The organism is Cupriavidus nantongensis, assembly GCF_001598055.1.
Classification (GTDB): Bacteria; Pseudomonadota; Gammaproteobacteria; order Burkholderiales; family Burkholderiaceae; genus Cupriavidus; species Cupriavidus nantongensis.
In genome coordinates this window covers 786,426-800,136 of record NZ_CP014844.1, presented here as the reverse complement: position 1 = coordinate 800,136, position 13,711 = coordinate 786,426, and the positions used below count along the sequence as shown (strand labels likewise).

Annotated in this window: 15 protein-coding genes and 1 pseudogene; 8 read left to right on the top strand and 8 right to left on the bottom strand. The window is 66.9% G+C overall.

Features of this window, described 5'->3' with window-relative positions; genetic code table 11:
* The first annotated feature begins 49 nt into the window (after window positions 1-49).
* The 4 genes from ruvB to A2G96_RS03640 all read left to right on the top strand — a co-directional run bounded on the left by ruvB (window position 50) and on the right by A2G96_RS03640 (window position 3,421).
* Complete coding sequence (gene ruvB, locus A2G96_RS03655; RefSeq protein ID WP_062796851.1) at window positions 50-1,114, top strand: Holliday junction branch migration DNA helicase RuvB; 1,065 nt, start codon at window positions 50-52, stop codon at window positions 1,112-1,114.
* A gap of 198 nt (window positions 1,115-1,312) precedes the next feature.
* Complete coding sequence (locus A2G96_RS03650) at window positions 1,313-1,906, top strand: hypothetical protein (RefSeq protein ID WP_062796849.1); 594 nt, start codon at window positions 1,313-1,315, stop codon at window positions 1,904-1,906.
* A 44-nt stretch (window positions 1,907-1,950) separates the two neighbouring features.
* Window positions 1,951-2,535 (top strand): BPSL1445 family SYLF domain-containing lipoprotein, encoded by a 585-nt coding sequence (locus A2G96_RS03645; RefSeq protein ID WP_062796847.1) that lies wholly within the window; start codon window positions 1,951-1,953, stop codon window positions 2,533-2,535.
* Between the two features lie 160 nt (window positions 2,536-2,695).
* Window positions 2,696-3,421: a queuosine precursor transporter gene (locus tag A2G96_RS03640; RefSeq protein WP_062796845.1), complete on the top strand. Its 726-nt coding sequence runs from the start codon at window positions 2,696-2,698 to the stop codon at window positions 3,419-3,421.
* Window positions 3,422-3,428: 7 nt separating this feature from the next.
* Here the strand turns inward: A2G96_RS03640 and A2G96_RS03635 are convergent, their stop codons facing one another.
* From A2G96_RS03635 to tyrS, 4 genes are all read right to left on the bottom strand, one after another.
* Window positions 3,429-4,103, bottom strand: a complete 675-nt coding sequence (locus A2G96_RS03635) for a histidine phosphatase family protein (protein WP_062796843.1) — start codon at window positions 4,101-4,103, stop codon at window positions 3,429-3,431.
* An 84-nt stretch (window positions 4,104-4,187) separates the two neighbouring features.
* Window positions 4,188-4,847 (bottom strand): YbhB/YbcL family Raf kinase inhibitor-like protein, encoded by a 660-nt coding sequence (locus A2G96_RS03630; protein WP_062796840.1) that lies wholly within the window; start codon window positions 4,845-4,847, stop codon window positions 4,188-4,190.
* 52 nt (window positions 4,848-4,899) lie between these two features.
* A complete protein-coding gene (gene dtd / locus A2G96_RS03625) occupies window positions 4,900-5,361 on the bottom strand; it encodes a D-aminoacyl-tRNA deacylase (RefSeq protein ID WP_062796838.1) in 462 nt (153 codons plus the stop codon).
* A 7-nt stretch (window positions 5,362-5,368) separates the two neighbouring features.
* Window positions 5,369-6,610 (bottom strand): tyrosine--tRNA ligase, encoded by a 1,242-nt coding sequence (tyrS, locus tag A2G96_RS03620; protein ID WP_062796835.1) that lies wholly within the window; start codon window positions 6,608-6,610, stop codon window positions 5,369-5,371.
* Window positions 6,611-6,882: 272 nt separating this feature from the next.
* Between tyrS and A2G96_RS03615 the strand changes: the two genes are divergently transcribed.
* The 3 genes from A2G96_RS03615 to A2G96_RS03605 all read left to right on the top strand — a co-directional run bounded on the left by A2G96_RS03615 (window position 6,883) and on the right by A2G96_RS03605 (window position 10,407).
* Window positions 6,883-8,274 (top strand): M23 family metallopeptidase, encoded by a 1,392-nt coding sequence (locus tag A2G96_RS03615; RefSeq protein WP_062796833.1) that lies wholly within the window; start codon window positions 6,883-6,885, stop codon window positions 8,272-8,274.
* 11 nt (window positions 8,275-8,285) lie between these two features.
* Window positions 8,286-9,410, top strand: coding sequence for an anhydro-N-acetylmuramic acid kinase (locus A2G96_RS03610; RefSeq protein WP_082818833.1), 1,125 nt, complete (start codon window positions 8,286-8,288; stop codon window positions 9,408-9,410).
* A gap of 199 nt (window positions 9,411-9,609) precedes the next feature.
* Window positions 9,610-10,407, top strand: a complete 798-nt coding sequence (locus A2G96_RS03605; RefSeq protein ID WP_062796831.1) for a phytanoyl-CoA dioxygenase family protein — start codon at window positions 9,610-9,612, stop codon at window positions 10,405-10,407.
* 60 nt (window positions 10,408-10,467) lie between these two features.
* Here the strand turns inward: A2G96_RS03605 and erpA are convergent, their stop codons facing one another.
* The 4 genes and pseudogenes from erpA to rplM form a co-directional block, all read right to left on the bottom strand.
* The gene (erpA, locus tag A2G96_RS03600; protein WP_010813904.1) at window positions 10,468-10,836 is read right to left on the bottom strand and encodes an iron-sulfur cluster insertion protein ErpA; all 369 of its coding nucleotides are present in this window, start codon (window positions 10,834-10,836) and stop codon (window positions 10,468-10,470) included.
* Window positions 10,837-10,936: 100 nt separating this feature from the next.
* Window positions 10,937-11,423: pseudogene (locus tag A2G96_RS03595) on the bottom strand (bactofilin family protein).
* Window positions 11,424-11,681: 258 nt separating this feature from the next.
* The gene (rpsI, locus tag A2G96_RS03590; RefSeq protein ID WP_012351769.1) at window positions 11,682-12,074 is read right to left on the bottom strand and encodes a 30S ribosomal protein S9; all 393 of its coding nucleotides are present in this window, start codon (window positions 12,072-12,074) and stop codon (window positions 11,682-11,684) included.
* Between the two features lie 12 nt (window positions 12,075-12,086).
* Window positions 12,087-12,515 carry a 50S ribosomal protein L13 gene (rplM, locus tag A2G96_RS03585; RefSeq protein ID WP_010813907.1) on the bottom strand — a complete coding sequence of 143 codons (429 nt, stop codon included), beginning with the start codon at window positions 12,513-12,515 and terminating at the stop codon, window positions 12,087-12,089.
* A 718-nt stretch (window positions 12,516-13,233) separates the two neighbouring features.
* Between rplM and A2G96_RS03580 the strand changes: the two genes are divergently transcribed.
* On the top strand, window positions 13,234-13,656 hold the full coding sequence (locus A2G96_RS03580; RefSeq protein WP_062796829.1) for an OsmC family protein: 423 nt from the start codon (window positions 13,234-13,236) through the stop codon (window positions 13,654-13,656).
* The last annotated feature ends 55 nt before the right edge of the window (window positions 13,657-13,711 follow it).

Sequence of the window (13,711 nt, the reverse complement as noted above, 5' to 3'; positions counted from 1 at the left end):
TGGCGCGTAGAATGGCGCTTTGTTGCCGCAGTCCGGGCCCCTGACCACCATGATCGAAACCGACAAGCTTGCCGCCCCCTCCCGCGTGATCGCCGCCACCCCCGCCTCGTCGCAGGAGGAGGCGTTCGAGCGCGCACTGCGGCCCAAGCTGCTGGACGAGTATGTCGGCCAGGAAAAGGTGCGCGGGCAGCTGGACATCTTCATGCATGCGGCGCGCAAGCGCCGCGAGGCGCTCGACCACGTGCTGCTGTTCGGCCCGCCGGGGCTGGGCAAGACCACGCTGGCCCACATCATCGCGCGCGAGATGGGGGTCAGCCTGCGCCAGACCTCGGGTCCGGTGCTGGAGCGCCCCGGCGACCTCGCCGCGCTGCTGACCAACCTCGAAGCCAACGACGTCCTCTTTATCGACGAGATCCACCGGCTCTCGCCGGTGGTCGAGGAAATCCTGTACCCGGCGCTCGAGGACTACCAGATCGACATCATGATCGGCGAGGGCCCGGCGGCGCGCTCGGTCAAGCTCGACCTGCAGCCGTTCACGCTGGTGGGCGCGACCACGCGCGCCGGCATGCTGACCAACCCGTTGCGCGACCGCTTCGGCATCGTCGCGCGGCTGGAGTTCTACACCGCCGAGGAACTGGCGCGCATCGTCAGCCGCTCGGCCCAGCTGCTGCAGGCCCGCATCGATCCGCAAGGCGCGCTCGAAATCGCCCGGCGCGCGCGCGGCACGCCCCGCATCGCCAACCGGCTGCTGCGCCGGGTGCGCGACTATGCCGAGGTCAAGGGCGACGGCACCATCACGCGCGAAATGGCGGATGCCGCACTGGCCATGCTCGATGTCGACCGCGTCGGCTTCGACCTGATGGACCGCAAGCTGCTCGAGGCGGTGCTGCACAAGTTCGGCGGCGGCCCGGTCGGCGTTGACAACCTCGCCGCCGCCATCGGCGAAGAGCGCGACACCATCGAGGACGTGCTCGAGCCCTACCTGATCCAGCAGGGCTACCTGCAGCGCACCCCGCGCGGGCGCGTCGCCACCGCGGCGGCCTACCGGCATTTCGGCCTGGCCAGCCCGCAAGGCATGGCAGGCGGCGCCGACCAACTGTTCGGCGACGCTTGAACCTGCGCTGGCGTGACGTGTGCCATGGCGCACACGCCGCGATCAATTAAACGTTTTAAAATCGCACCCCAAATTTTTTCGAAGTGGATTGCTGGCCGGTGGCCGATTGTCCACAATGGCTTCATCGGCACCTGCCCGGTGCCATGACGGCTGTGTCCGCCGGGGCACGGTTCCTTCGCAAACCTGTCAAGGAAAGCCATGATCCGCCAGAGTTCCAGCCTGCTCGCCGCATTTCTCGCCCTGGCCGCGTTCAGCGCCGGCAGCGCCAACGCCCAGCGCCCGCCGGCGCCGGTCGGCGTGGCCGAAGAAGCGGTCGTCAGCGGCAAGATCGTCGATATCGATCCCGAAACCAAGGCGGTGCTGGTGCAGGGCCCGCGCGGCAATGTAGTCGAGCTGGTGGGCGGCGACGAAGTCCGCAATTTCGGCCAGATCCGCAAGGGCGACATCGTGACCGTGGCGCGCGGCGCCGCCTTGGTCGCGGCGCTTGAGCCGGTCGACAGCAAGGCGACGGCCCTGGCTGAATCGGTCGACCGCACCACGCGCGCGGCCGAGGGCGGCAAGCCCGGCATCATGCGCGAGATCACCACCACGGTGACCGGCCAGATCACCAAGGTCGACCCGGCCAGGCGCCAGCTCACCTTCCGCGGCCCGCGCGAGACGCTGCGCACGGTCAAGGTGCAAGACCCCGCCATCGACCTGAATGGCATCAAGCAGGGCCAGATGGCCAAGATCGTCTACCGTGAAGTCGTGGCCATTACGGTCAGGGCGCCAGCGGCAGCCGCAGCAAACTGAGCCACTGAATCAGGCGCGGTACTTTTCCCATCAGGAGGTTACCCATGAATCGTCGCCACTTTGTCACCCGCGTTGCCGGGTCGGGCCTGCTCGTCGCCACCGTGATGGCCGCGGGCTGCACCACCACCGGCACCAGCGCCTCGAACGATCCGGCCGCCAAGCGCAAGGAAATCGATGCCGGCGTCGATGGCGCGCTGAACCGGCTGTACTCGTCGGTCAACGGCTCGCGCGAGCTGGCCCAGCGCGCGCAGGGCATCCTGGTGTTCCCGCGCGTGATCGCGGCCGGCCTGGTGGTCGGCGGCGAGTATGGCGAAGGCGCGCTGCGCTCGCGGGGTTCGACGGTGGGCTACTACAGCACCGCGCAGGCGTCGGTCGGCCTGACCGCCGGCGGCCAGTCGAAGTCGATGGTGATCATGTTCATGACGCCCGAGGCGTACAACAAGTTCGTCAGCAGCAGCGGCTGGACCGCCGGCGTCGACGCCAACGTGGCGCTGGCCAAGGTCGGCGCCAATGGCCAGCTCGATACGCTGACCACGCAGCAGCCGGTGGTGGGCTTCGTGCAGACCAACGCCGGGCTGATGTTCGACGTCTCGGTGAACGGCTCCAAGATCACCAAGCTGAATATCTGACGCGGCCGCGGCAGGGCCGCGTTGCCTCTCACCATGCTTGCGATTCCCGGCTTCGGCCGGGAATTCTCGTTTACGGACGGCAGGCGCGGCGGAATGCCTGGCCCGCTGGCATAATCGCGCCCAAAACATGGCGCGCCAGCGCCTCCGACCGGGAGCCCCCATGTCCGCCGTCCCCGCCAGCACGACCCAACCGGGCCGCGTCTACCGCTACTACGACTTCGTCATGGTGGCCTTCGTCACCGTGCTGCTGTGCTCGAACCTGATCGGCGCGGCCAAGGCGGCGCAGGTCACGCTGCCACTGGTCGGCACGGTGACCTTCGGCGCGGGCGTGCTGTTCTTCCCGATCTCATACATCTTCGGCGACGTGCTGACCGAGGTCTACGGCTATGGCCGCGACCGGCGCGTGGTCTGGGCCGGCTTTGCCGCGCTGGCCTTCGCCACCTTCATGAGCCTGGTGGTGCTGAACATGCCGGTCGCGCCGTTCATGGCGGACTACCAGAAGAGCCTGCAGGATGTGTTCGGCAATACCTGGCGCATCGCGCTCGGTTCGCTGCTTGCGTTCTGCTGTGGCAGCTTCACCAACAGCTATGTGCTGGCCAAGATGAAGCTGTGGACCGGTGGCCGCTGGCTGTGGACGCGCACCATCGGCTCGACGCTGGCGGGCGAGCTGGTGGACTCGTCGCTGTTCTACGTGATCGCCTTCTACGGCATCTGGCCGCTCGAGCAGGTGGTCCAGGTGGCGGTGGCGCAGTACGTGCTGAAGACCGGCTGGGAGGTGGTGATGACGCCGGTCACGTACAAGGTGGTGGGCTTCCTGAAGCGCGCCGAGAACGAAGACTACTTCGACCGGCATACCAACTTCACCCCGTTCCGCGTCCGGGTCTAGCGTGGCGCTACGGCACGCGGCGGTCGACCTCGTCCAGCGCCAGGTTCTCGAGGTGGCTGACGTCGCCCCACTGGGCCAGCGTCAGGTGGGTGCTGTCGCTGCGCAGGCGGTTGACGCTGGCATTGAGCAGTTCGTGCTGGCGTGGCGCTTCCAGCGTCATGCCGGTGGCCTCGCGGTAAAGACAGTCGAGCACGCCGCCGTGCGCGACCAGCGCGATGCGCTCGCCCGGATGCCGGCGCGACAGCGCCAGCACCGCGTCGACCGCGCGTTCGTGGAAGCCCAGCAGCGACTCGCCCTCGGGCGGCGCGTAATCGGGCACGCGCGCCTGCCAGCGGGCAAAGTCCTCCGGCAGGTGCTCGGCCACCTCGGCGTAGGTCTTGCCCTGCAGCGCGCCGTAGCTGCGCTCGCGCAGCCGCGCATCGGCACGCACCTGCAGCCCCAGCGCCTCGGCCAGCGGCGCGGCGGTTTCCATTGCGCGCGACAGGTCGCTGGAATACACCGCATCGATCGGCTCGCCCGCCAGCGCATTGGCCAGCGCGCGTGCCTGCGCATGGCCGGTCTGGTTCAGCGGAATATCGAGCTGGCCCTGCAGCCGGCGCTCCCGGTTCCAGGCCGTTTCGCCGTGGCGGATCACGATCAGGTGGGTAAAGGCCAGCGAATGCGGCCCGGGGCTTTGCGACATGCCGATTTCCTTCGGGGTTGCTGCGGGTGCTTGCTTGGCGCCGTGCGGGCCCGGCACCGCGCGGGACGCGGCACCGGCCCGGCTTCAGGCCGCCGGTGACTTGGCCAGCTTGGGGTTCAGCGTATAGGTGCCGGTCAGGCTGGCCTGCGCCAGCACATGGCCCTGGATCGCCTCGCGCACCTGGGTGCCGGTAAAGGTGCCTTCCAGCGGCAGCCGGTCGAGGTCGAGCGCATACAGCGTGAACACGTAGTGGTGCAGCAGCGCGTCGTTCCACGGCGGGCACGGGCCGTCATAGCCGTAGTAGTCGCCCTTCATGTCGGCATCGCCGGCAAACCAGCCGGTGTAGTCGTTGATGCCGTGGCGCAGGCCGCCCGCGGTAGCGGTGCCGCCGGTGGCTTCAGGGCCCGGCTTGCCGCGCGCGATCACGCCGTCGCTGTGCGAGCCCGCGGCGATCGAGGTCAGTCCCGGCGGGATGTCGACCAGCACCCAGTGGAAGAAGTCCACGCGCGGCAGCGAGGCCGGCACTTCGCGGCCTTCCTGGTTGACGTCGTCGCCCTTGCTGGGGACGTCGCGGTCGTGGCAGATCAGCACGAACGAGCGCGTCTCGGCCGGCGCGTCTTCCCAGTGCAGGTCGGGGTTGCGGTTGTTCGACAGGGCCACGTGGGCGGCGGCGTCGGGCACGCAGAAGGCGAACTCGCCGGGGATCGGCGCGTTGTCGTTGAAGGACTTGCTCCAGAGTTTCATTTGTCTCTCCTGTCTTGATGCCGCGCCGTGGACGCGGCAGCTTCGAATCGGTTCAGGACGGTGCCACGCGCAGCCAGAACGTGACCGGACCATCGTTGACCAGGCTGACCTGCATCATCGCGCCGAACTCGCCGGTCTGCACCTGCGGATGCGCCGCGCGCGCCCGCGCGACGAAATGCTCGTACAGGCGCCGGCCGTCCTCGGGCGGGGCCGCGGGGGTGAAGCTGGGCCGTGTGCCGCTGTTGGTATCGGCGGCCAGCGTGAACTGCGACACCACCAGCAGCCCGCCCGGATTGCCGTTGCCGTCGATGTTCTGCACCGGCAGGTTCATCTTGCCGTCCGCATCGGAAAACACCCGGTACGACAGCAGCTTGGCCAAGAGCCGCTCGGCCTGCGCCTCGGTGTCGCCGCGCTCGGCGCAGACCAGGGCCAGCAGGCCGGCGCCGATTTCGCCGGTGGTGCGGCCTGCAACCGTGACGCGGGCCTGGGCCACCCGCTGGATCAGCGCGATCATCGCCGCCTCAGGCCAGCGTCACGCGCGCGAAGCGGCGCTTGCCGACCTGCACGACATAGGTGCCCGCGGCCACCCTGGTGGCCTTGTCGCTGACGGTGGCGCCGTCGATCTTGACGCCGCCCTGCTCGATATTGCGGTTGGCTTCCGAGGTCGACGGCACCAGGTTGGCCTGCTTGAGCAGCTGCGCGATGCCCAGCGGCGCGCCCGTCAGGCTGACCGCCGGGATATCGTCCGGCACGCCGCCGCGGGCGCGGTGGTTGAAATCTTCCAGCGCCTTCTCGGCATCGGCCTGGCTGTGGAAGCGCGCCACGATCTCCTGCGCCAGCAGCACCTTGCAGTCGCGCGGGTTGCGGCCGGCGGCGATCTCCTGCTTCATCAGGTCGATCTCGCTCATCGGGCGGAACGACAGCAGCGTGAAGTACTGCCACATCAGGTCGTCCGAGATGCTCATCAGCTTGCCGAACATCTCGTTCGGGGCCTCGGTCACGCCCACGTAGTTGCCCTTGGACTTGGACATCTTCTCGACCCCGTCCAGGCCCACCAGCAGCGGCATGGTCAGGATGCACTGCGGCTCCTGGCCGTATTCCTTCTGCAGCTCGCGCCCCACCAGCAGGTTGAACTTCTGGTCGGTGCCGCCCAGCTCCAGGTCGGACTTCAGCGCCACCGAGTCGTAGCCCTGCATCAGCGGGTAGAGGAACTCGTGCACGGAGATCGGAATCCCGGAGCGGAAGCGCTTGGTGAAGTCATCGCGCTCCATCATGCGCGCCACGGTGTACTTGGCCGCGAGCTGGATCATGCCGCGCGCGCCGAGCGGATCGCACCACTCGCTGTTGTAGCGGATCTCGGTGCGGGCCGGGTCGAGCACCAGGCTGGCCTGGCGGTAGTAGGTCTGGGCGTTGGCCTCGATCTGCTCGCGCGTGAGCGGCGGGCGCGTGCTGTTGCGGCCCGACGGGTCGCCGATGGTCGAGGTGAAGTCGCCGATCAGGAAGATCACCTGGTGGCCGAGGTCCTGCAGCTGGCGCAGCTTGTTCAGCACCACGGTGTGGCCGATATGGATGTCGGGCGCGGTCGGGTCCAGGCCCAGCTTGATGCGCAGCGGCACGCCGGTGGCCTCGCTGCGCGCCAGCTTCTGCGCCCACTCCGCTTCGATCAGCAGCTCGTCGCAGCCGCGCTTGGAGATCTCCAGGGCCTGCATCACCGAGGGCGTCAGGGGGTATTTGGCCGGTGCGGCCGAGGCAACTTCAGTCATCACGTAAGTCTTTGAAATACTTGAAATTTTAGGAAATCTGCCGACAGCCGCCAGGGCCGGATTTTGGTATAATCCGCGTTTCCGGGCGCCTGCGGAAGCCTTTCCGGTGCGCCACCCGTCACTTTGCCCAGCACTCCGCACTGGAGTTGCACAGCAAGGCAGGCGGCCAAAATTACTGAATACTGACAGCACGCGCCGCACCTCGGGGGAGGAAGGCAGACGAGACACATCGTCCCCGGCAGCGGGCTCAGACCAAGGTTGAATTTTACGTGATGTGGTCCAGACTCCGCGAAGTTTTCGCGCGTGAGCTGGTGGTGCTGGTCGATCCGACCAACCCCCAGCATGCGCGGCGGCGCAAACAACTGACGGCCTCGGTCGGTGCGATCTTCACGCTCGGCATGGCCGCGGCCATGGGTGTCGCCCCCCGCAGCGCCTACGACGATCCGCGCGCGCCCCGCACCCAGCAGGCCCTGCGCATGCCCGACGTGCGCGAACAGCTCGAGCAGCTCACCGACAGCCAGGCCGTGTACGTGCGCGAAGAGCGCATGCAGCGCGGCGACACCATTGCCAGCCTGCTCAAGCGGCTGGGCGTGGACGATGCCGACGCGCAGGCGTTCATCGTCAAGAACCCGACCGCGCGCGGCCTGTTCAACCTGAACCCGGGCCAGGCGGTGCAGGCGGAAATCGACGAGAGCAACACGCTGGTGTCGCTGCAGGCCAATCTCGGCGGCGACGCCGCGGCCTCGCGCGAGCTGGTGATCGAGCGCGTGCGCGCCGCCAGCGGCGACAGCGCCGCCGCGTACAAGGCCAAGGTGCAGCGCGTCGACAACGACGTCCACTACGAAATGGCCTCGGGCGCGATTTCCTCCGGCGGCTTCTTCAAGGCCATGGACGCGGCCAACGTGCCCGACGAAGTGGTGCAGCAGATGCTGTCGATCTTCTCCGGCGTGATCGACTTCCACCACGACATCGCCGCCGGCGACCGCTTCCGCATCATCTATGAAGCGGGCTTCCGCGATGGCACCTTCGTGCGCAACGGCCGCGTGGTCGCGGTCGAGCTGATCAACCGCAACCAGCTGCACCAGGCGCTGTGGTTTGCGCCCGAGGGCAGCAAGGACGGCGGCGCCTATTACACCTTCGACGGGCGCAGCATGAAGCGGCCGTTCCTGCGTTCGCCGGTGGAGTTCTCGCGCGTGTCGTCGGGCTTCGGCGGCCGCGAGCATCCGCTGCATCACGACTGGGCCCAGCACAAGGGCGTCGACTTCGCCGCCCCCACCGGCACCAAGGTGCTGGCCACCGGCGACGGCGTGGTAGAGTTCGTCGGCCAGCAGAACGGCTACGGCAACATCGTCATCCTGTCGCATCCCAACGGCTACTCCACCTACTACGCGCACCTGTCGGGCTTTGCCGGCATGCGCCAGGGGCAGACCGTGCGCCAAGGCCAGCTGATCGGCTATGTCGGCGCGACCGGCTGGGCCACCGGCCCGCACCTGCACTACGAGTTCCGCTTCAACGACGTGCCGCAGAACCCGCTGACCATCACGCTGATGGAATCGCCGGCGCTGACCGGCAAGTCGCGCCAGGAATTCCTGACCTACACCAGCGGGCTGCTCAGCCGCATCAACGCGCTGCGCACCTACAACGTGCTGACCGCCGCCAACTGAGCGCGTCCACCGTGATCCCCGTGCCCGGCAGCGAACGCTATATCGGCATCATGTCCGGCACCAGCATGGACGGTGCCGACGCGGTACTGGTCGATTTCAGCGGCGCGCGTCCCACGGTGCTGGCGGCCGCGAGCCAGCCCTTCCCCGACACGCTGCGCGCCGCCTTCGGCGCCCTGCAGCAGCCGGGCGAGGACGAAATCCACCGCGAGGCGCTGGCGGCCAACGCGCTGGCGCAGGTCTACGCCGACTGCGTCGCCGCGCTGTTGCGCGAGGCGCGCGTCGAGGCCGCCGCGATCGCCGCCATCGGCGCCCACGGCCAGACCATCCGCCACCGGCCCGGCCTCTACGACGGCATCGGCTATACCCGCCAGAGCCAGCATCCGGCGCGGCTGGCAGAGCTGGCCGGCATCGACGTGGTGGCGGACTTCCGCAGCCGCGACCTCGCCGCCGGCGGACAGGGCGCACCGCTGGTGCCGGCGCTGCACCACGCGCTGTTCGGCAGCAGCACCGAGACCCGCGTGGCCTGCAATATCGGCGGCATCTCCAACATCAGCATCCTGCCGGCAGCGGGGCCCATCAGCGGCTTCGACTGCGGCCCGGGCAATGCGCTGCTCGACTACTGGATCGGCCGCCACCGCGGCCTGGCCTTCGACCACAACGGCGACTGGGCCGCCACCGGGCGCGTCGACGCCGCGCTGCTGGCGCAGTGCCTGGCCGAGCCGTATTTCAGCGCGCCGCCGCCCAAGAGCACCGGGCGCGACCTGTTCCACCCCGGCTGGCTGGAAGCGCAGCTGGCGGCGTTCCCGCAGCTTGCGCCGGCCGACGTGCAGGCCACCCTGGCGGCGCTGACCGCCGAGGCCATCGCGCGCGACGTGCGCGCCAGCGCGCCCGCTGCGCGGCGGCTGATCGTCTGCGGCGGCGGCGCGCGCAATGCCTTCGTGCTGGCGCGGCTGGCGCAGGCCCTGCCTGGTGTGGCCATCGAGACCTCCGACGACTACGGCGTGCCGGTGTCGCAGGTCGAAGCCATCGCCTTTGCCTGGCTCGCGCGCCAGTGCCTGCTGCGCCTGCCCGGCAACGTCCCCACCGTGACCGGCGCCGCCGGGCCGCGCGTGCTGGGCGCGATCTACCCGCGCTGAGCCCCGGCACGGTCCTCCCCTGCATCGACCCGCAATCCATTAACGCCTGCGCCGGCGGCGACGAGGCGCCCGAGCTGGCGGAAGGCGAAGGGGATCATGATTTCCTATTTCCCAACATAGGAAACATATGGCTTGTCCCATCTTTTCCTGTCCCCCGCACATGGCGATACTGAGCCTGTCGCCCCTCACACCTATCGCCATGGACATCACCCCGGAACAGATCGACACCTACCAGCGCGACGGCGTGCTGGTCTTGCGCGGCGCCTTTACCGACTGGGTCGAGCGCCTGCGCGAAGGCTTCGCGCAGAACCTGGCCGAGCCCGGCCCCTTCGCCATCGAGAACGTACGCGCCGGCGAGAGCGGGCGCTTTTTCGAGGACTATTGCAACTGGCAGCGCATCGCCCCGTTCGCGGCTTTTATCCGCGAGTCGGCGGCGGCCGGGATCGCCGGACGGATCATGCAGTCGCAGGCGGTGCAGGTATTCCACGAGCACATCCTGGTCAAGGAGCCCGGCACCGCCAAGCCGACGCCATGGCACCAGGACCTGCCCTACTACTGCGTCGACGGCACCCAGACCGCGAGCTACTGGATCCCGCTGGACCCGGTCACGCAGGCCAATACGCTGCGCGTGGTGGCCGGCTCGCATCGCTGGCCGCGCCTGGTGCGGCCCAAGCGCTGGGCCAGCAACGAGAATTTCTATGGCGGCGACGACGCCTTCATGGAGATGCCGGACGTGGAGGATGGCAGCCACACCTTGCTGGCTCCCGAGCTGGAGCCGGGCGATGCGGTGGTGTTCGACTTCCGCACCGTGCACGGTGCCGCCGGCAATACCGGCACCGGACGGCGGCGGGCATTCTCGGCCCGCTTCGTCGGCGACGACGTGCGCTTCATGCAGCGGCCCGGGCGGACCTCGCCGCCGTTCCCCGGCATCGGCCAGCAGACTGGCGAGCGCCTGCGCGAAGACTGGTTTCCGGTGGTCTGGCGCGCCGTGCAGTAAGCCGGCGCGGCAAAGAAAAAACGCACCCGAGGGTGCGTTTTTTTGCGCGAGCGGGATCGCTCAGACCGAGAACGACGAGCCGCAACCGCAGGTGGTCGAGGCATTCGGGTTCTTGATCACGAACTGGGCGCCGTTGATGTCTTCCTTGTAGTCGATCTCGGCGCCGACCAGGTACTGGTAGCTCATCGAGTCGATCAGCAGGGTGACGCCGTTCTTGACCATGGTGGTGTCGTCTTCGTTGACTTCCTCGTCGAAGGTAAAGCCGTACTGGAAGCCGGAGCAGCCGCCGCCCTGCACGAACACGCGCAGTTTCAGCTCGGCATTGCCCTCTTCCTCGATCAACTGCTTGACCTTGTCGGCGGCGCTGTCGGTAAAGACGAACGGTGCCGGCACGTCCTCGGTAACGGGTGCCTCTGCGACTGCGTTCATGGGGTGTTCTCCTGTTTAGATACGCCTGTATTCTAAGCGCTACTGGAAAATCGTGCCGAAACCTTGTGTTTTCAAGGGGTTCCCGGCATCGAAGTCGCCGCTATGCGGCCTTTTCAGTGGGACTGGCCGCGGCGGCGGGAGTTTCGGCTGCGGTGGCAGCGTCGCTATCGGCCGCTTCGGTCACTTCGGCCGCCGACGCCGCCTCGACCAGGTTCGGCAACGCCTTGACCTCGGCCTGCACCAGCGGCATCAGGCGGCCCTCGACCAGCGCGCCCTGGTGCATTTCCAGCGCGGCATAGCGCACGTCGCCCAGCACCCGCGCCTGCGGCTGCAACTCCAGCAGGTCGCCGGCGTGCACCGGGCCCTTGACGGTGCCGTTCAGTACCAGGTGGCCGACGCTGATTGCCCTCGACCATGCCCTTCTCGCTGATCACCAGCATGCTGGGCTTGCCCGGCGCCGCGGTCACATTGCCGCGCACGCGTCCGTCCAGGCGCAGGCCGCCGGCAAACACCAGGTCGCCGTCGATGGCGGTGTCTTCGCCAATCAGCGTGTCGATCGAAAGGCCCTTCTTCTTGGAAAACAGCATGACTCTCACTCCTCTCTCGTTCGTGCCAGGCTGGCCTGCCCGTGGCGCAAGCGCGGCGGCAAGCCGCACTTGCCGTCGGCGACAGGGCGTGATTGTAGCCGCGTGCGGCCGGATACCCCACAAAAGTATGGCGGCCTGCTCACTATGACGGCAGCACCGCGCCGGTTCCGTAGGCCGCGGGCGAAAAAAAACCGCACGGCCAGCGTGCGGTTTTTCTGGTCTCGCAAGATCCGGCCGGGCCGGACCCGCGAAAACGCATCAGCGCTTCGAGAACTGCTTGCGACGACGCGCCTTGTGGAAGCCGACCTTCTTACGCTCGACTTCACGTGCATCGCGCGTGACGTAGCCAGCCTTCGACAGGGCCGACTTCAGGGTCGCATCGTAGTCGATCAGGGCGCGGGTGATGCCGTGGCGCACTGCACCGGCCTGGCCGGTTTCGCCGCCGCCGGTGACGTTGACCTTGATGTCGAACGTTTCAGCGTGAGCGGTCAGTTCCAGCGGCTGGCGCACGATCATCAGCGAGGTTTCGCGAGCGAAATACTCTTTGATGGGCTTGCCGTTGACGACGATGTCGCCCTTGCCCGACTTGATGAAGACACGTGCCACAGCGCTCTTGCGGCGGCCAGTACCGTAATTCCAGTTACCGATCATGGATTGGCCTCCTTAGATTTCCAGCGCCTTGGGCTGCTGCGCTTCGTGCGGATGCTCGGCTTCGGCGTAAACCTTCAGCTTCTTGATCATCGCGTAGCCCAGCGGACCCTTCGGCAGCATGCCCTTGACAGCCTTTTCCAGGGCACGGCCCGGGAAACGCTGCTGCATCTTGCCGAACGTCGTTTCGTAGATACCGCCCGGGTAGCCCGAATGGCGATAGTACTTCTTGTCCGTTTCCTTGGTACCCGTGACACGCAGCTTGGCTGCATTGACGATGATGATGTAATCGCCGGTGTCGACGTGCGGAGTAAATTCCGGCTTGTGCTTGCCGCGCAGACGGCGTGCCACTTCGCTGGCAACACGGCCGAGGACTTTGTCCGTCGCGTCAATCACGTACCAGTCGCGCTTTACCTCATGAGGCTTGGCGGAAAAGGTCTTCATGATTTTTCCTGACTATTGGTTCGTGCCCGTAATCCGACTCGCGAAGGCTTGTGCTCGCCCCTGCAAGTCTTGTGGCCGCCGCGGGGGTGGCCGGGTGCTGCTGCCTTCTTCCGCGGGCATGACGGAAAAGCCCTCGATTATACTGGCGGCCGTAGCGAGCGCACAAGCAAAGACTGAAGTTTTCGTCAAGATCGACGCCGATGGGCAGCGGTTCCGGGGCGACCACCGCACTTGCCGGTCCGGCGCGCTTTGTTCAGGCGAAAAAAAACCCAAGCGTTTGAGCTTGGGTTTGAATCCACCAAAGGAGGAGGGTGGAGGAGACACCTGGAGATCGACGGAGGGACCTGCGGGCGGTGCGGAGGGCTTGGCCGGGGCTTCGCTTTCGCACTCTGGCGCGCTGTCTGCGCCGTCGTTCAATGATTGGAATTATACCTAGGGTTTGCCCGGATGCAAGGGAAATTTGCACTGCGAAATGTGATTTCGTATTGCGAAACGTTACAGACCCCTGCGTGCCTGGACTACATTCCTTAAAAATCAATAATTTAACGAATCGATCAAGGTGTCATCGCAACGACATACTAGAGGAAACCCTCAGGTTTTCTAAGGTTATCGGCTTCGATGCCCCGAACTTGACCTTGCCATATACTGGGAAAAGCAAGATTCGGGATCACGCGCTTGTGATCGCAAACCGACAAAACAAAGCACAGGAACGAACAAAATGGAATGCAAAGTAACATGGATGGGCGCCGACGGCATGAGCTTCGTCGCCCAGACCGGCAGCGGCCATATCGTTGCCATGGACGGCGCCCCTGAAGGTGGCGGCCACAACCTGGCCCCGCGGCCCATGGAAATGGTGCTGGTCGGCACCGGCGGCTGCACCGCCTATGACGTGGTGCTGATCCTCAAGCGCGGCCGCCAGGACGTTACCGGCTGCAGCGTGCAGCTGCAGGCCGAACGCGCCGGCGAAGATCCCAAGGTGTTCACCCGCATCAACTTCCATTTTGTGGTGACCGGCAAGAATCTCAACCCCGCCACGGTCGAGCGCGCGATCAAGCTGTCGCACGAGAAGTACTGCTCGGCGTCGATCATGCTGGCCAAGACGGCCGAGATCACGCACACGCTGGAAATCGTCGAAGGCTGATGGAGGTTTGGCCGGCCCGGTGCGCCGCGCGGGCGCCGGGTCGTGCCGATGACTG